The following is a 17505-nucleotide window of genomic DNA, read 5'->3' on the forward strand; positions in this document are numbered from 1 at the left end:
GACATCAAGGCGCTGCAGGATGCCGGGCTGCTCGGCCGGAAAGGTGTGCAGGAGGAAGCCGTGGCGGCGGCCGAGGTCAAAAGGAACAGATCATAATCGGGTGCGCTGAAGGGTTTTGTGTCGAGCGCCCCTAGGAAGGCAGTGGTTCAGGTCACCCCGTCGACGTTCTGACGATGCAACGAGGGGAATGCGTCGAGGCCGCTCTGTAAATCCGTCGATGAAGGCTTCCACGGGCGAGGTTGGAGCGCACTCCACGTGTGGCAGCATCCTATCCGTCGCCATGCGCTTTGGTTATGGCTTTTAAGGAAGAAAGCATTTCAGTTTATGGCTGAGATGACGCAAGGATGAGGCGGAACATTATCTGGGAGGAAATGAAATGTCCGCACAGCGGCACAGGCCTGCCATGGGCGCCAGACTGCCCGGAACGCGCGGCGACGGGTTCGCCCGAGCGCGGCAGGGGTATCTGACGACATGGCGTTGACATTCTGGCGGCGGTCCAGCGTCTTCGCGAAGACCGCCACGCTTCCCTTTCTCGTCCTGATCGTCGGGGTCGGCGGCTATTCCTGGGCGCAGGTGGTGCTCATGGCTTTCTCCCATCTGCGCATCGAGGCGGGGGAGTTCGTCTGGCAGCCGGCCGGGCTCGACAATTTTCGCGAGATCCTCGCCAACGAGCTGGCCATGTACTCGCTGGCGGTCACGGCTCTCTTCGTGGTCGCGACCGTCGTCCTGTCGGTCGTCCTCGGCCTGGTGCTGGCGCTGCTCGTCCAGCGCAGCAGGCGGCTCAACCGCATCTCGCAGGTCGTCCTTCTGTGGCCGGCGATCGTGGCGCCCGTCGTGGTGAGCCTCATCTGGCTCCTGATCCTCAGCCCCAACATCGGCGTGCTGAACAAGCTGCTCGATACGGTGCGCCTGCCCACCCAGGACTGGCTCGGCACGGAGGCCGGCGCGATCGTCGCCATCATCATCGTCGACGTCTGGCACTGGACGCCGGTCGCCTTCCTCATGCTCTACACGGCGCTCTGCGCGGTCGACGAGGAGGCCATCGAGGCGGCGCGCTGCGACGGCGCCAACGAGTGGCAGGTGATCCGCTACATCAAGATCCCCATGCTCATGCCGGCGATCGTCGGGACGGTCTTCATCCGGGCGATCATGGGCGTGAAGGCGTTCGACGAGATGTATCTGCTGACGGCAGGCGGCCCGAACGGCGCCACGACGCTGGTCTCGCTGCATATCCGCGACGTCTTCTTCGACCAGCTGAATTATGGCTACGGCTCCGCCTTCAGCGTCCTGCTCGTCGCGCTGATGTCGCTCGTGATCGGCGTGGGGCTGCTGGTCAAGCACCTGCGCGCCATCCGGCCCTTTTCTGCAACGCGTGAGGTGGAAGCATGACCGCCGGCAGCCAAGCCATCAAGACAGGGACCCTTGCCGACGCGCGGCTGCGCCGGCGCAAGGATCTTGCCGACCTCACCTGCGATGGCGTCCTGGCGCTGCTGCTGCTGCTCTTCATCGCCCCCATCGCGTGGATGATCGTGCTTTCCTTCCAGTCGGACCGGGCGATCATCTCCATGTTCTGGGAGCTGGACCTGACGCTGGACAATGTGACCGCCATCCTGGCGGACGACCAGCCCTTCCGCGCGCAGCTCGTCAACAGCCTCGTCATCGTGGCGGGAACGGTCGTCCTGTGCGGCATCGCCTCGACCCTTGCGGCCTACGGCCTTTCCAAGCTGCGGCTGCCGTGGTGGCTGACCGCCACGGTCGGCGCCAGCTGCGCCGTGGTCCCGATGCTGCCGCCGATGGCGCTCGTGCCTGGTTTCTACGTGACGCTGATCCAGACGGGGCTCCTCGGATCGCTCGGCGGCCTCATCATCCTCAACACGATCCTCAACCTGCCGTTCGCCACGCTGCTCATGAAGATCGGCTTCGACGAGATCCCGCCCGCCCTGCAGGAGGCGGCCTCCATCGATGGCGCGAGCGAGGCGCGATCCTTCTGGACGATCATGCTGCCGCTCGTCACGCCGAGCCTGATCACCAGCTCGCTCTTCACGGCCATCATGACATGGAACGAGTTTCTCATGGGGCTGACGATGACATCCGGCGGCACGACCTCGCCGCTCTCCGTGGGCATCGCATCGCTGGTGCAGCCCTACGAGGTCCGCTGGGGCCAGCTCTCGGCCGTCGGCAGCCTTGCCGTGGTGCCGATCATGATTGCGAGCGTGCTCGCCAGCAAGCGCATCATCGCCGGCATGACGCGCGGCTCCGTCAAGTAAATGCATCGATTGATCTCAGGGAGGAACAGATGATCAAGCAAACCGAAACCGTGCGCCTGCCCCTATCCCGGCGCCAGGTTCTCAAGGGGATCGCCGCCGCGGGCGCGGCGGGCGTGGCAGGCCTTCCGGCATGGGGGGCGGCCGCTGCCGAGGTCAGCGAGCTGATCGTGCTGACCGGCACGACGCCCTGGCTGCCGGCCTATCAGAAGGCGGCCGCGGCCTATGAGGCGGAAAAGGGCGTGAAGATCACCTTCCGGCCGTTCCCCTATGGCGGCATGCGCACCCAGATGACCAACGCGATCCAGAGCAAGAACGCCGCCTTCGACGTGTTCCAGCTCGACGAGCCGTGGACCGGCCAATTCTATGACAACGGCTGGATCAAGCCGATCGACGAGATCATCGAAGGCTATGCGCTCGATCCGAACATCCTGACCTACGACAACCTGCCGCTGTGGGACAGGCAGCGAAGGCTGGGCGTGGCCGGCGGGCAGGTGATGGGCCTGCCGATCAACGGCAACGTCGATCTCTTCGTCTACCGCAAGGACATTTACGACAAGCTGGGCCTGCAGGTGCCGCGCACCTGGGACGAGGCGATCGAGAACGGAAAGAAGGCGGTGGAGGCCGGCGAGGTCCGGTACGGCTATGTCACGCGCGGCCAGCCGACGACGGGCGGCCAGTCGGTCAGCTACGAGTTCATGCATGTGCTCTACGGCTTCGGCGCCGACTGGTTCACCGTCGACGGCGGCTCGCTCGTGCCGGCGATAAACAGCGAGGCGGCAAAGGCCGCGGCGACGACCTTCCGCCGCCTTCTGGAACTGGGGCCGTCCCGGCCGCAGACGGTCGGGCAGGCGGACTGCATCGCGCTCATGCAGAGCGGCCAGGCCCTGCAGGGGCATTTCGTGGCGGCCGGCATGCCGCAGCTCGAAGACGAGTCCCGCTCTTCCGTCGTCGGAAAATGCGGCTATGCGGTCGTGCCGGCGGGATCGCTCGACCAGCCGGTTCCGGCCAGCGGCGTGTGGTCCCTCTGCGTGCCGGCAGGCCAGGCGCCGGAGCGCCAGCGCGCGGCCGCCGAGTTCATCGTCTGGATGCTGGAAAAGAAGCAGCAGGAGGTCTTTGCCGGCGCGGGCGGCATTCCGACGCGCAAGGACATCGACGTTTCGGGCGCCGGCGCGCTCCGGCCGATCATGGAGGCGGCCCGCGATTCCGCGCCCCTGGCCCGCGGCTCGATCCGATACGTCTTCGCCGCCCAGATGCTCGAGGCCGTCGAGCCGGTCGTCGGCCAGATCGGCTCGGGCGAGGTGGAGGTCGCCGCGGCGCTCGACGGCCTGCAGGCAAAACTCGCGGACATCGCCAAGGCAAGCGGCTTTGCGAAGTAGCGAGGGCTGATCCCTTCAGCCCGCCGCGGTGCGGCGGGCTGCGCGAACAGGACGGCTCCGGAACGGACATTTCGAACACCTGCGACTGCCGGTCCCCGGGCCGGCGGAACGATCCTGCCGTGCCTGGAGCACTTCCAGCCGAAGCGAAGCCGCTTCGGCGGCGCAATCAACTGAGAGAGCATCGATGACCAAGCGTCCCAATATCGTCCTTGTCCTTGCCGATGACATGGGTTTTTCCGATCTCGGCTGCTATGGCGGAGAAATATCCACGCCGTATCTGGATGGCCTTGCGCGCAACGGCGCTCGTTTTTCGCAGTTCTACAACACCGCGCGCTGCAGCCCCTCGCGCGCCTCGCTGATGACCGGCCTCCACCCGCACCAGACGGGGGTCGGCATCCTCACGAACAATGACCTGCCGCGCGGATATCCCGGCAACCTCAACGGCAGTTGCGCGACGCTGGCGGAAATGCTGAAGGCGGCCGGATATGCCACATGCCTGTCGGGCAAGTGGCATCTGGCGACCGACATGCACACGCCGAACGACACCTGGCCGACACGCCGCGGCTTCGACAGCTTCTTCGGCACGCTGACCGGCTGCGGCAGCTTCTACGCCCCCGGCACGCTGACGCGCGGGGAGAGCGACGCCTCGGCGGAAGCGCTGGATCCCGGCTTCTTCTATACGGACGCCATCGCCGCCCATGGTGCCGATTTCATCGCGGAGCAGGCGGCCGCGGGCAAGCCCTTCTTCCTCTACGCCGCCTTCACCGCGCCGCATTGGCCGCTGCATGCGCCCGAGGAGGATATCGCCCGCTACGAGGGCCGCTTCGACGAGGGCTGGGATGCCCTGCGCGAAAAGCGCATGGAGCGCCTCGTTGCGGAGGGCATCCTGCCGGCCGGCACCACGCTCAGCGAGCGCGACCCGACGCAGCCGGCCTGGACGGCCGAGCAGCACAAGGCGTGGCAGGCCAAGCGCATGCAGGCCTATGCGGCCCAGATCGAAGGCATGGATCGCGGCATCGGCCGGATCGTCGAGGCGCTCAAGGCGAGCGGCACGTTCGAGGATACGCTGTTCGTCTTCCTTTCCGACAACGGCGCCTCGCCGGAGGACCTGCCCCAGTTCGACGTCGAGACCTTCATGCAGCGGGCCGACATCCTGCCGCGGGCGACGCGCGACGGCAGGCCGATGCGCGTGGGCAACACGCCGGACATCGTGCCGGGCGCCGAAGACACCTATTCGAGCTATGGCCGCGCCTGGGCGAACCTGTCCAACACGCCGTTCCGCTTCTACAAGCGCTGGGTGCACGAAGGCGGGATCGCGACGCCGCTGATCGTGCACTGGCCGGCCGGCGGCTTCGCGGACGGGGCGGTCCTCGATGCGCCGGCGCAGCTCGTCGACATCGCGCCGACGGTCCTGGACGTGGCCGGCGCCAGCTATCCGCCGCCGGCGCTCGGCCGAGCGGTCGTGCCGCTGGAAGGGCGAAGCCTGCTGCCGCTCCTGCGCGGCGGGTCGCTGCTCGAAGCACCGCTTTACTGGGAGCACACGGGCAATGCCGCGATCCGCGTCGGGCGCTGGAAGCTCGTGCGCGAAGAGCCGAACGGCTGGGAGCTCTACGACCTTGCGGCCGACCGCACGGAGCTCGTCGATCTCGCGGCGGACAATCCCGATATCGTCGCCGACCTTGCGGCCCGGTGGCAGGCCTGGGCGGCCCGGGTGGGCGTCATCCCGTGGGACGTGACGGTCGGCATCTATGTCGAGCGCGGGCAGCACCCGAGCCTTGCCGCCGGCTGATCTGCCGCTGCCATCGGGCCGGTCCCCGGTTGGGACCGGCTCCCCTTTCAGACTGTCAAGGAGAGTCACGACGATGGCCTCGGTCGAAATTCACAACGTCCAGAAGTCCTACGGCACGCTCAAGGCCCTGCACGGCGTTTCCATCCAGATCGACGACGGGGAGTTCGTCACGCTCGTCGGCCCTTCGGGCTGCGGCAAGTCGACCCTCCTGCGCATGCTCGCGGGCCTCGAGGAGATCAGCGGCGGCACGATACGGATCGCCGATACCGTCGTGAACGAGCTGCCTCCCAAGGACCGCGACATCGCGATGGTCTTCCAGAACTACGCGCTCTATCCCCACATGACCGTGGCGGAGAACATGGGCTTCGCGCTGAAGCTCAAGAACACGGACAAGCGCGAGATCCAGGGCAAGGTGGAGCGGGCGGCGCGTATCCTCAATCTCGACAAGCTTCTGGAGCGCTATCCGCGCCAGCTTTCCGGCGGCCAGCGCCAGCGCGTGGCGATGGGACGGGCGATCGTTCGCGATCCCAAGGTGTTCCTGTTCGACGAGCCGCTTTCCAATCTCGACGCGAAGCTGCGCGTTTCCATGCGGGCGGAAATCAGGAGCCTGCACCAGCGCCTCGGAACGACCACCGTCTACGTGACGCACGACCAGGTGGAGGCGATGACGATGGCCGACAAGATCGTCGTCATGCACGACGGCGTCGTCGAGCAGGTCGGTGCGCCGCTGGCGCTTTACGACAGTCCCGTCAACATGTTCGTCGCCGGCTTCATCGGTTCGCCGGCGATGAATTTTCTGACGGGAGAGATCCGGGACGACGGATTCTTCGTCGGCGACGTCCGGCTGCCGCTTGCCGCGCCGGCGCCGGAACTGGTCGGCCGGCGCGCGGTCTACGGCGTCCGGCCCGAACATATCGGTATTGGCGAAGACGGCGTTGCCGCGGAGGTCTGCGTGGTGGAGCCGACGGGCGCCGAAACCTATCTCGTCGCAAAGCTCGCGGGGCAGGAGGTCACCTGCGTCGCCCGCGACCGCCTGGATGTGCGGGTCGGGCAGGCGGTGCGGCTGTCGCCCGATCCGGGCCGCATCCATCTTTTCGATCCGCAAAGCGGGCGGCGTCTCTAGGGCAGGGGGTTTTCGCGTCCTCTCGCGGCCCCGCACCGGATGGCCGGCACGCGGGATTCCGGGCCGGTCCTGATATCCGTTTTTCCGTTTTCACCAGGCAAGGAGCGGATCATGAACCACGGCCACAAACCTCCCCGGACCTGCGGTGAGCTGCATGCCCTCGCCATGGCGAGCGGTTCCGCCTTTCCGCGGCAACTGGCCCTGCTTGTGGACTTCGCCCTGCAGCATCCGGATATCATCGCCTTCGGGACCTGCTCGTCGATCGCGCGGCGGGCCGGCGTGTCGGCGACGACCGTCTCCCGCCTCGCGGGCGTTCTCGGCTATCGCTCGTTCCGCGACCTGCGGACGCTGTTCCGGGACGATCTGGTGCGCAGAGGAGGCGCGGGCTCCCTGAAGACACAGGCAAAGGCCGTCAGGCAGCCAATGAGCCCCGGGCGTCCTGTGGAGGGATGTCAGGGCCGGTCATAGGCGAGGCGGAAGCCGATATGGCCCGTCGACGTGTCGGCGCTGTGCCCCATGCGGGCGGCGATGCGATAGCGGTAGCAGTAGCTGACGTGGCAGAGATAGGAGCCCCCCTTGAGAAGGCGTTCGGCATTGCGCCCTGCGAGCGCATTGCGCGCCTTTGCGGCCTGCGTGAGGGGTTGGACGTGAAACGCGTCGGCACACCATTCCCACACATTGCCGCACATATTGAAGAGGCCCGAGGGGTTCGGTTCGAACGCGTCCACCGGCGCCGTGCCGCCATAGCCGTCGGCAAGGGAGTTGATGTGCGGGAAACGGCCCTGCCAGATGTTGCAGCGGATGGCCCGGTCGCTGGGCTCGTCATCTCCCCATGGATACCGCATCTGCGCCCGGCCGGCCTTTGCGGCGTGCTCCCACTCGGCTTCGGAGGGCAGCCGGCCGCCCGCCCAGCGGGCAAAGGCCTGTGTGTCGCTCCAGGAGACGTGGACGACCGGGTGCCGGTCATCCGCGCGGAGCGGACCGGGGCCGCCCGGCAGGCGCCATGTCGCGCCGTCGACCCGATGCCACCAGGGCAGGCCGACCGGCTGGCTCGTCACGGTTCCCGATGCGACGAAGTCCTTGAAGACGAAGCTCCAGCCGAAACGTTCCGCATCCGTGACATAGCAGGTATCCGCCACGAAACGGGCGAAACGCGCATTCGTGACGGCATGCCTGTCCAGGCCATACGCCCGCACGGCCACCTGGCGCGCCGGGCCCTCTCCGTCCGCGTCGATGACGGGCCTGTCGGTGCCGACGGTCGCGATGCCCGCGTCGAACCAGGCGATGTCCGCAAGCGCCGGTGGCGTCGTCGGCAGGCCCTCTTCGTTTCGCGCCGGTGCGCTGCCGGCGCCTTCGCGTCGCGGCAGGCTGCAGCAGCTTCGTTTCGCTTCCGGGTTCTCCGCCATGTCGGTTCGCATCCGCCTCGTCTCGTGTCGCAGACACTAGTGAAGCTTTGCCATGCCGTATAATACTTAAATGCTCGAAAGCCATACGGAGGAGTTATGGACCTGCTGCGCAATATCGGCTTGCTGCGATCGTTCCTGAACGTTGCGAGGGAGGGCAACGTGACCGCCGCCGCCGAGAAGATGGGGCTTAGCCAGCCGGCCCTGACGCGGAACATCCGGCGGCTTGAAGAAGAATGCGGGATAACGCTGTTCGACAGGCACACGCGCGGCGTCACCCTCACCATCTATGGGCAGACGCTGCTGCGTTATGCGCAGATGATCGATACGGAATGCCGCTTTGCCTCTTCCGAGCTGGAAGCGATGCGCAGCGGGCACCGGGGACACCTGAGGATCGGCGGAGGGCCGTTCTGGGGCGGTACGCTGCTGCCCAAGGCGCTGACGCTGCTGCACCAGCGCTTTCCCGATGTCCGCACGACCCTCGATGTCGGGGTCAACACCGTCATTCACCCCAAGCTCTTCGCCGGCGAACTCGACCTCGTGGTCTCGGCCAGTCCGCATGACCTGTCGGCGCTTCCGGACCATATCGGCTTTCGGCCGCTCATCACCATCCAGAGCGGGATCTTCGCGCGCGATGCCCATCCGATCTTCGCGCGCTCGCCCCTCGACCTTAACAATCTGTCCCGGTTTCAATGGGTCCTCTACCAGGCCGATACGGACGCCATCGAGCGCCTGAGCGCCTTCCTGAAGTCGCTGGGAATTGGCCCGCCGCGGATCGCGGTCGAATCGAGCTCCCTCATGGCGGTCGTCGAACTGGTGCGCAGCGGCGATTTTCTCGCCTGCCTCGCCGCACCGCTGTTCGGGAGCTTTCGCGATATCGGCATTCGCCAGGTGGAGACGACACGCGAAATCTGGAGCTTTGATGCGGGGATCCTGTATCACAAGGCCGTCGAGACCACCGCGCCCTACGAGATGCTGCGGCGTGTGCTCACGGACCTGATCGCCGCCGCCGGTCTTGCGGCGAAAATCTGATATCGATGCCGCACGGCTGGGCGATGCGGAGAACGTCGCCACCAAGCTTGCGAGGACGAGCATTCCGGAACGTGCGCTTGATCTGGAATGCCCCACGCGATTTGGCGTGGGGCAAAGATATCCAGGGCATTTCCGCGCCTTGCCGGAAATGCTTCAGCGCGAGTTCATCAGCCAGAAATCCTGCCAGTCCTGCAACCTGGCAAAATCGTCCTGCGTCGTTTCCGAGTGGTTGACGTAGAGCCGGTCGATGACGTTCGCCACGCCCGATGCTTCGCTCTCGGGCATCTTCGCATCGGTGTTCGTGGAGATCTTCCCATCGCCGAGCTGCGGCGCCATGCCTTCCTCCGTCATCATGAAGCGGACGAAGAGCTTGGCGGTGTTCGGGCTTTTGGTGCCGCTGGCGATGACCGCCACGCGCGGGGTGAGCTGGCCGATCCAGGGCTTCATCTCCTTGCAGATGCCCATGCCGTAGCCGTCCTTCTTCGCGTCGCGGAAGATGGCCGCGCTGAGGAAGCCGATCGGCGGCTTCTCCTCCTTGGCGCCGACGATCGGACCGACATCCGTGTCGCTCTTGGTGACCTTGGGCTTGTTCTTGGCAAGGCGCTTGACCCATTCGGCCGTCGCGCTCGCTTCGTCGGTCTTCAGCTCCTCGCCGAACTGCGCCTTGTAGGCCTCGCGCATGGCCGCGTCCTCGTGGGTCGCGAGCTGGTTGAACCAGAACATGGTCTCGTTGCGCAGCAGGGGATCGGGAATGGCGACGCGGCCTTTCCATTCCTCGGTCGTCAGCGCCCAGAGATTGTCGACGGGGCAGGTGTCGCCATGAACGTCGGTGTTGTAGGCGAAGACCCAGGGGTTGTTGCTGGTGATCGCCGGGCTCTGGTATTGCGCCGGGATCTTGTCCTTGAGGTCCGGTGCAAGCCAGGAGACGCCGAAGCCCTGCGGCAGGATCTGCGACGTCACGGACGGCAGGTTGCTCATGTTGAAGACGTCGGTGCGCACGTTGCCGGCGGCCGCTTCGCGGGCGATGACCTGTTCCTGGTCCTGGCCGCTCATCTTCACGCCCGTCGCCTTCAGGCCGTATTTCTTCGAGAAGTTCTCGGCCATCGAGACGATCTTGCCGGTCGCGTCGATGACGGTGATCGGCTCTTCCTTCCTGGCCGCCTCGATCAGCGCCTCCAGCGAATAGGCGCTGTCGGGTATGCCGATCTCGCCTGCCTCCTGCGCCGCGGCGCCTGCAAGGCCGATCGACAGAACGCAAACGCCCGTCGCGATGTGGATGGATGTCTTAAGCATGGTATTCCTCCGTTGCTTCTGATTGCGCATCCCCGGGGGGGATGCGTTTCTTCTCCCGGTCGAAAAGATGAAGGTGCTGCCTTTCGACCCAGAAATGGATGCGGTTGCCCGCGGCCATGCGCGGGTTCTCGGTTGCGATGGCGAAGACGCGGCTGCCCTCAACGTCCAGTTCGACGATCCAGCTTCCGCCCGTCGGGACGATGTCGACGATGGTTCCCTGCGCGGCCGCATGCCGGGCGGCCTCCTCGTCGGCAAGCACGCCCAGCCGGGTTGCCTCCGGCCGGATGCCGGCGGATGCGACGGGTGCCGGATCGACGCGCAGATGCGCCAGCAGACGGTCAAGCCAGGCGTGCAGCGGTCCGGCCTCGCCCTGTCCCCGCTCGATGATGTTCATGGGAAGGCTGCCGACGAATTCGGCGACGAAGCGATTGGCGGGACGCTCGTATATGTCGTCGGGCGTGCCGACCTGCTGCAATTCGCCCTCGCTCATCACCGCGATGGTGGTGGCGAGCGTCATCGCCTCCCACTGGTCGTGGGTGACGAAGACGATGGTCGAGCCCGCCTCGGCATGGATACGCTTCAGCTCCGCCCGCATTTCGAGCCTGAGCTTGGCGTCGAGGTTGGAGAGCGGCTCGTCGAGCAGGATGATGGAGGGGTTCAGCGCCAGCATGCGGGCGAGCGCCACGCGTTGCTGCTGGCCGCCGGAGAGCTGCGCGGGATAGCGGCCGGCATAGCGGGCGATGCCGAGCTTCGTCATGACCCGTTCGACGATGGCATCGCGTTCGGCTGCCGGTGTCTTGCGCAGGGTCAATCCGAAGGCGACGTTGTCGCGGATCGTCATGTGCGGCCAGAGCGCGTAGTTCTGGAAGACCAGGCCCATGTTGCGCTTCTCCGGCACGGTGAAGACACCGTCCGCCACGGAGACGATCGGCTTGCCGTCGACAAGGATGCGCCCGTCGGTCGGATGCTCGAGGCCGGCGATCATGCGCAACGTCGTCGTCTTGCCGCAGCCGGACGGGCCGAGCAGGCAGAGGAATTCAGACGCGCCGATTTCCATGCTGAGGTTGCCGATCGCGGCGGGGCCGCCGCGGCCATAGCTCTTGCGGATGTTTTCCAAGGTGATGCTGGACATTATTTGCTTCCCATGCCGTCTGAGAGGTTGGCCTTTCCGATCTTCTGGACGAGCATCGTGCCGGTGAAGGCGACGACGCAGAGCATCACGACCACGGCATTGGCAGCCTGGCTGTAGCCGTAGTCGACAAGGCGGATTGCGTAGGTGGTCAGGAGGTCCGTGCCGGGAACGGCGAGGACGACGACCAGGCTGAGGCCCTTGATGCCGGAAATGAACGGCAGCAGGATCGCCGAGACGAGCGCGCCGCGCTGGATCGGCAGGACGATGGAGCGCATGCGGCGGAACCAGCCGGCGCCGACGATCTGGCCGGCTTCCTCCGGCTCCCGGCCGAGCTGCATCATCGAGGAGATGCCGGCCCGCGAGGCGAAGGGCATCTGGTCCGCGAGAATGGCGAGGACGAGGATGACCGGCGTGCCGTAGAGCGCCGGAAGCGGCGGGCGGGCGACGGCGAACATCGAAAGATAGGCGGCGGCGAAGGCGATGCCGGGGACGAGATAGGGCAGGAAGGTGATCTGCCGCAGTGCCGCGGAGACGAAGCCCACCGGCGAGCGGACCACGCTGTAGCCGACGAGCAGGCCGAGCACCCCGGCGCCGATCGACGCGAGCCCCACCATCCAGACGGTGTTCCACAGCGCCAGCCAGAATTCGCCGGTGAGCAGGATCCCCTGGTGGAGCGCGGTGGTGCCGAGATCGGTGCCGATCCAGTAGTCGAGGGTGAAGTTGTCGAGGCTGAACGAGCCGGGCACGCGCATCACCGTCGTCAGGGCCAGCGCTAAGAGGGGGATGCCCGCACTGACGACGAAGACCGCGACGGCCCAGGCGAGCGCCGGAACCTGCCATTTGCCCAGCGGCGTGCGGCGGACTATCGCGCCCTTCGAGCCGATGGTCACGAAGCGCCTGGCCTCTCTCAGAAGCCGCATGTCGATCACGATGGAGAGCGTGCCGAGCAGCACGATCATGCCGGCAAGCACGGCCGAGGCGCCCGCCTGGCTGGTCGATATCGTGCGGAACAGCGATGTGGCGAGCACGTCGAAGCCGACCGGCACGCCGAGCACATAGGCGACGCCGAAATCGCCGAGGCACTTGGCGAAGATGAGCGTCGCGGCCGAGATCAGCGAGGGCATCATCAGCGGGAGGACGATCCGGCGCGCGACGACGACGGGGCTGGCGCCGAGGCTGCGCGCCGAATCCTCCAGCTGCGTGTCGAACTGCTTCAGCGCGTTGCCGAAGAGCAGGATGACGAAAGGCGCGTAGTGCAGCGCCAGGATGAGTGCGATCGGCAGGGCGCCGTAAGACAGCCAGTCGGGCGGCGTGTAGCCGAAGGTCTCCATCCAGCCGGGCTCGCCGCCGGTCGTGCGGTTCTTGAAGAGGGTCAGCCAGGCCAGTGCGAAGGTCCAGGACGGCAGCATGTAGGGCAGGAGCAGCGCGGTGGAAAACCACTTCCTGCCGATGAGGTCCGTGCGGCTGAGCATCCACCCGATAGGCCCGCCGACGAGGAAGGCGATGACGATCGCGGCCGCGGAGATGATGGCCGTGTGGGCGAGCGGCCACCAGAAGAGATCCCGCGATATGGGCGAGAGGAGCACGCGGTTCAGGTAGTAGAGGGTCAGGTCCCCGAGATCCTGCCGGGTGCGTGCAAGATCGGCGAAATGCACCGTCACCGCATCGACGAGCAGGAGCAGGACCGGGGCGAGGATGAGATAGCCGAAGACGACGAGCAGCAGGAGCGCGAGCAGGAGCGTCGGGTCGGCGCTGTTGACGCGGACGAGATAGGACAGTTTCTTCCAGGCAGGCCGGGGACGCGAAGGCTCCTCCGGCAAGGTGGTTTGCAGGGTCATGGGATCACTTCCGGTTTTGGACGGTGTATTTGGGCTTCAGTCCGGCAAGGCGCCGACCGCGTCGTTTACCGCTCGCACCGTTCGCCAGGCCTCGTCGTAGCGCACGGGCAGGAACTGCTCGTCGCCGTTGAAGGCGGCGGTCATGTCCGGGGGGAAGCGGAAGGAGAAGAAGCACCGCTTCAATTTGCCCGCCAGCGCCGGATCGAGATCGTGGGCGTGGGCGAAGGCCGCCGTCGGAAAGAGGGGGCTTTCATAGAGGACGCGAATGGCGGCGGGGTCGATTGCGCCGCGTTCCATCAGGCGCTGGAGAACGTCGGAGGCGACCGCCGCCATGTCGTAGTCGCCGGAAAGCACACCCATGATCGACCTGTCATGCGCGCCGGACAGGATCGGCCGGTAGTCCGTGTCCGGGACGAGACCTTCGGCGGGAAAGAGCGCTCGCGGCGCGAGGTTGCCGGAATTCGAGGCGGCGGAGACATGGGCGACCCGCTTGCCCTTCAGGTCGGCGAGCGTTCGATAGGGCGAATCCGCCCGCACGATGGCGACGAGATGATAGCCCCGCACCTTGCCGCCCTGTCCTTTCGCGGCGAAGGGCACGGCGCCGGCCGTATTGACCGCCTCGACCGTCGGGCCGGTGGAAAAGCCTGCAAAATGCAGGCGGCCGGTGCGCATGGCCGCGATTTCCGCCGGGACCGACTGGACCGGATAATAGACGATCTGGCGACCGAGGCAGGTCGAAAGGTGTTTCGTGAAGGGGCGGAACAGCTGCGCGTAGACGGCCGGGTCCTCGATCGGGGCGAAGGCCCAGACGAGCGTGTCGGGATCGCGCAGCTTCGACCCGTCCGTCGGCAGGTCCGCGACGAGGTCCCCGTCGGCGTCGCAATAGGCCTGGTCGAGGGCCGCGCGCTGATGGCACGGTTTCGCATCGGCAGCGGCGCTGCCGGTCGCAAGGAACACGATCAGCATGCCCCATGCGGCAAGGCTGCGGTGGTATGTCATTTTCTCCTCCCGAAGGACTTTACCATCTCGCGTTCGGCAAAGCCCTTGCTGTAGGATGACGGGTATCGCGAAATTCCTGTCAGAGTCCTGTCAGCCTCATGCGCATCCTGGTCATAGAAGATTCCGTTGATATTGCCGAGGCGATCGAATCCAAGCTCGTGCGGGCCGGACACCACGTCACGCTCGCGCAGGACGGCATATCGGGCGAGGAACTGGCGATCCATGGCGAGTTCGACGTCGTGGTCCTCGACATCAACCTTCCCGCCCGCAGCGGTTTCGAGGTGATGGCGCACATGCGCGAACGCAGCTCCCCGACGCCGGTCCTGGTCATCACGGCGAGAAACCAGCTGGACGACAAGATCAGCCTGCTCGATCTCGGCGCCGACGACTATATCGTCAAACCGTTCGATCTCGGTGAACTGGAGGCGCGGCTGAGGGCCGTCACGCGCCGCCACAGGGGGCTTGCCAAATCCGTGATCCGCGTCGGCGTGCTGGAGGTCGATCTGTCCTCGCGCGCCGCGAAGGTGGACGGCAGGCCGTTCGAGCTGGGGCGCCGGGAATTCGAGGTGCTGGAAACGCTTGCCTCACATGCCGGCAACACCGTCAGCAAGGACCGGCTCTACCTGAAGCTCTTCGGCCACGACGACGTCGGAACGCCCAATGCCGTCGAGCTGCTGGTTTCCCGCGTGCGCAAGAAGCTGGAAGCCGTGGATGTCGAGATCGTCACCCATCGCGGGGCCGGCTACATGCTGCGCGTCAGGGACGATGCGGTGAGCTGATGGCGCGCTTGTCGATCGAGCGGCGGCTGCTCATCACCACGGCCTGTCTTTTCCTCGTCATCGGCAGCGTCCTTGCCCTGACGGTGCGCGCCTATGCCCGGCGTGCCGCCGACGAGGCGTTCGACCGCGTGCTGACGGCCTCGGCCCTCTCCATCGCCGACACGGTCGGCATCGAGGAGGGCGCCGTCACCGTCGACATTCCCTATTCGGCCTTCGCCATCCTCGGCACCTCCCGTCTCAACCGGGTCTTCTACCGGGTCACGGCGCCGGACGGCAGCCTTGTGACCGGCTCCCCCATTCTGGCGCTCGACATACCGGTCGCCGAGGACGGGATGCTGCATCTCCATGATTCGGTCTATCGGGGAGACCCGGTGCGCATCGCCTCGGTCCGGCGCTACCGTGCCGATCCCGCGACGGGGACCGGCGGCTGGATCGGCGTCATGGTCGCCGAAACGCGGGAGGCCCGCCGGGAACTCGCCGGGCAGCTGACCTTCAACGGCATGCTGCCGGCCGTGGCGATCGCGCTCCTGTCCGGCGGCCTTATCCTCGTATCCGTGCGGTCGGCCTTCTCGCCTCTGCGTCTCATCGAAAGCAATCTCAGGGCGCGGCGCCCGTCCGATCTCAGCCGGATCGAGCGGGAGGTGCCGGCCGAGGTCTCGGCGCTGGTTTCCGCGCTGAACGAATTCATGGACCGGCTGGGCTCCGTGCTGGACGGCGTCAAGCGCGTCACCGCCGACGCTGCCCATCAGCTTCGCACGCCGCTCGCGGCCATTCAGGCGCAGGCCGAGGTGGGTCTCGAAGAGGCGCAGGAGCCGAAGGTGCGCCGCCGCCTTTCGCGCATCCACCACAATGCCCGCGAGGCAGGGTTGCTCGCCAACATGCTGCTTTCCGACGCAACGACGATGCACCGCCTCGAAACGCAGGACCGCGAGATCGTCGACTTCGGCGACGCCGTCCGGGACGCCTTGCAGATGCTCCGGGCGGAAAGCGCCTATGTGCGCCTGATGCGATCCCTGGTTCTCGTCATGCAGGAAACCCCCGTCCCCGTCGTCGCCGAACCGGTCGTCCTGCGGGAAATGGTGCGCAACGTCATCGAGAACGCCTTCATCCATGCGCCCGGTCCCACGGATGTGAACCTTGCCGTCGTGGAGGGGCGGGCAACCCTGCAGGTCATGGACCGAGGGCCGGGCATACCGGACGCGGCCAAGGACAAGGTGTTCCAGCGTTTCGCGCGGGCGGATTCCTCACATCCCGGAACGGGGCTCGGCCTCGCCATCGCCAAGGATGTCGCCGTCGCTTTCGGCGGCTCGATCTCGGTTGCCGATCGTGCCGGCGGCGGCCTTGTCGTCGAGGTGGCCCTGCCGGTTGTCGCAAGAAGCGGGGGCGTGTGATGCGAAACGCTCTGCGGCTGCGGAATGCGGCGCTCTGCCTCCTGTTGATCGGCTGGATGCTGCCGACGCCCGCGATGGCGCAGGACCGGGCGGTTCGGCTTGCCGGCGTCATTGCCGAAGAGCGGATCGCGCCCCTGATGGCGGCGCTTGCCGCCCGCCTGCCAGGAGCGGATCTCTCCTATGTCCGGCTTTCGTCCGCGCAGATCGCCGCGGATGCAAAACGCGCGCATGCACCCTTCGACATCGCACTGTTCTCCTCGCCGGACATCGCGGTCTCCGTCGCCAATGAGGGCTATGCCGCCGGAGACGAGCCCACCGGCATCGCCGCGGATGCGCAATGGCGCCATGAAGTATTCGGCTTCTGGTCGGATCCCGCCGTCATGGTCCTGCGACGGGACGCGTTTCCCGATCGCATGCCCCGCACCCGCATCGAGCTCGTGCGTGCTTTGGAACAGAACAATGGCCGGTTCTCGCGCCGCGTCGGCATCGTCAATATCGGCATAGACGACGTCAGCTATCTGCTGGCCTCGCAGGATTCCATCCGCACCTCGCTCTACTGGCGGCTGATGCGCGCCTTCGGCGCCGCGAGTGCGCGGATCTACGATACGACGGACGATCTGTTGGCCGCATTCCGGGCCGGAGAGGTCGATGTTTTGTACAATGTGCCCCTGTCCGCGCTCTCGGCCGGGGGGACGATGCCGCAGGGCGTGCAGATTGCCGTGCCGCAGGACTATGTACTTGCGGTTCCGTGGACCGTGCTGATGCCAAAGGGCGCAGCGAACCTTCGCGGTGCACGCATCGTCCTTCATGCGCTGCATTCGCCGGAGATCAAGCCGGCGCTTGCCGCCACCGGCTTCAGCTATCCTGCCGACTTCACGGCCTTCGACAGCCTGCAGAGGATTGAACTCGGTCCCGAGCTTCTCGTGTTTCGCGACACGATAAAACGCACCAAGTTCCTCGACATCTGGTTCCAGATGGTTGTGAACTGACCGACAGCACAACAGGATCGAGGGCGGCAGATTTGCGTTCGTGAAGGGACGGGCAACCCGCCGATTTCCCGAATCCATCAGGATCGCCCGGGTC

The 17505-nt window shown here is 66.3% G+C and carries 15 protein-coding genes; 10 read left to right on the plus strand and 5 right to left on the minus strand.

What is annotated here, in order from left to right; genetic code table 11:
- The first annotated feature begins 471 nt into the window (after positions 1-471).
- The 6 genes from AB3G45_RS01915 (at position 472) to AB3G45_RS01940 (ending at position 7023) form a co-directional block, all read left to right on the plus strand.
- Positions 472-1389 carry a carbohydrate ABC transporter permease gene (locus tag AB3G45_RS01915; RefSeq protein WP_367828977.1) on the plus strand — a complete coding sequence of 306 codons (918 nt, stop codon included), beginning with the start codon at positions 472-474 and terminating at the stop codon, positions 1387-1389.
- Positions 1386-2267 carry a carbohydrate ABC transporter permease gene (locus tag AB3G45_RS01920; protein ID WP_367828978.1) on the plus strand — a complete coding sequence of 294 codons (882 nt, stop codon included), beginning with the start codon at positions 1386-1388 and terminating at the stop codon, positions 2265-2267. The genes AB3G45_RS01915 and AB3G45_RS01920 overlap by 4 nt, the downstream gene beginning before the upstream one ends.
- A 29-nt stretch (positions 2268-2296) precedes the next feature.
- Positions 2297-3643 carry a sugar ABC transporter substrate-binding protein gene (locus AB3G45_RS01925; protein WP_367828979.1) on the plus strand — a complete coding sequence of 449 codons (1347 nt, stop codon included), beginning with the start codon at positions 2297-2299 and terminating at the stop codon, positions 3641-3643.
- Positions 3644-3827: 184 nt separating this feature from the next.
- Entirely contained in the window at positions 3828-5432 is a 1605-nt protein-coding gene (locus AB3G45_RS01930) for an arylsulfatase (protein WP_367828980.1), read from the plus strand.
- Positions 5433-5505: 73 nt separating this feature from the next.
- A complete protein-coding gene (locus AB3G45_RS01935; protein ID WP_367828981.1) occupies positions 5506-6555 on the plus strand; it encodes an ABC transporter ATP-binding protein in 1050 nt (349 codons plus the stop codon).
- 111 nt (positions 6556-6666) lie between these two features.
- Positions 6667-7023: a MurR/RpiR family transcriptional regulator gene (locus AB3G45_RS01940; protein ID WP_367828982.1), complete on the plus strand. Its 357-nt coding sequence runs from the start codon at positions 6667-6669 to the stop codon at positions 7021-7023.
- Here the strand turns inward: AB3G45_RS01940 and AB3G45_RS01945 are convergent.
- Positions 7008-7973 carry a formylglycine-generating enzyme family protein gene (locus AB3G45_RS01945; protein WP_367828983.1) on the minus strand — a complete coding sequence of 322 codons (966 nt, stop codon included), beginning with the start codon at positions 7971-7973 and terminating at the stop codon, positions 7008-7010. The genes AB3G45_RS01940 and AB3G45_RS01945 overlap by 16 nt on opposite strands.
- 84 nt (positions 7974-8057) lie before the next feature.
- Here AB3G45_RS01945 and AB3G45_RS01950 point away from each other — a divergent pair, with 84 nt between their 5' ends.
- Positions 8058-8990 (plus strand): LysR family transcriptional regulator, encoded by a 933-nt coding sequence (locus tag AB3G45_RS01950; RefSeq protein ID WP_367828984.1) that lies wholly within the window; start codon positions 8058-8060, stop codon positions 8988-8990.
- Positions 8991-9143: 153 nt separating this feature from the next.
- On the opposite strand, the gene AB3G45_RS01955 is transcribed toward AB3G45_RS01950, so the two are convergent.
- From AB3G45_RS01955 to phnD, 4 genes are read right to left on the minus strand one after another with little or no spacing between them, the layout of a single operon-like run.
- Positions 9144-10283: an ABC transporter substrate-binding protein gene (locus AB3G45_RS01955; RefSeq protein ID WP_367828985.1), complete on the minus strand. Its 1140-nt coding sequence runs from the start codon at positions 10281-10283 to the stop codon at positions 9144-9146.
- On the minus strand, positions 10276-11415 hold the full coding sequence (locus tag AB3G45_RS01960; RefSeq protein WP_367828986.1) for an ABC transporter ATP-binding protein: 1140 nt from the start codon (positions 11413-11415) through the stop codon (positions 10276-10278). The genes AB3G45_RS01955 and AB3G45_RS01960 overlap by 8 nt, the downstream gene beginning before the upstream one ends.
- Positions 11415-13253 (minus strand): ABC transporter permease, encoded by a 1839-nt coding sequence (locus AB3G45_RS01965; RefSeq protein ID WP_367828987.1) that lies wholly within the window; start codon positions 13251-13253, stop codon positions 11415-11417. Before AB3G45_RS01965 ends, AB3G45_RS01960 begins: the two co-directional genes overlap by 1 nt.
- 36 nt (positions 13254-13289) lie before the next feature.
- Entirely contained in the window at positions 13290-14252 is a 963-nt protein-coding gene (gene phnD, locus AB3G45_RS01970) for a phosphate/phosphite/phosphonate ABC transporter substrate-binding protein (protein WP_367828988.1), read from the minus strand.
- A 98-nt stretch (positions 14253-14350) separates the two neighbouring features.
- Between phnD and AB3G45_RS01975 the strand changes: the two genes are divergently transcribed.
- From AB3G45_RS01975 to AB3G45_RS01985, 3 genes are read left to right on the plus strand one after another with little or no spacing between them, the layout of a single operon-like run.
- Positions 14351-15031 (plus strand): response regulator transcription factor, encoded by a 681-nt coding sequence (locus AB3G45_RS01975; protein ID WP_367828989.1) that lies wholly within the window; start codon positions 14351-14353, stop codon positions 15029-15031.
- The gene (locus AB3G45_RS01980) at positions 15031-16422 is read left to right on the plus strand and encodes a sensor histidine kinase (protein ID WP_367828990.1); all 1392 of its coding nucleotides are present in this window, start codon (positions 15031-15033) and stop codon (positions 16420-16422) included. The genes AB3G45_RS01975 and AB3G45_RS01980 overlap by 1 nt, the downstream gene beginning before the upstream one ends.
- The gene (locus AB3G45_RS01985; RefSeq protein WP_367828991.1) at positions 16422-17411 is read left to right on the plus strand and encodes an ABC transporter substrate-binding protein; all 990 of its coding nucleotides are present in this window, start codon (positions 16422-16424) and stop codon (positions 17409-17411) included. The genes AB3G45_RS01980 and AB3G45_RS01985 overlap by 1 nt, the downstream gene beginning before the upstream one ends.
- Positions 17412-17505 lie beyond the last annotated feature (94 nt).

Source organism: Shinella sp. S4-D37 (assembly GCF_040812195.1).
Lineage (GTDB): Bacteria > Pseudomonadota > Alphaproteobacteria > Rhizobiales > Rhizobiaceae > Shinella.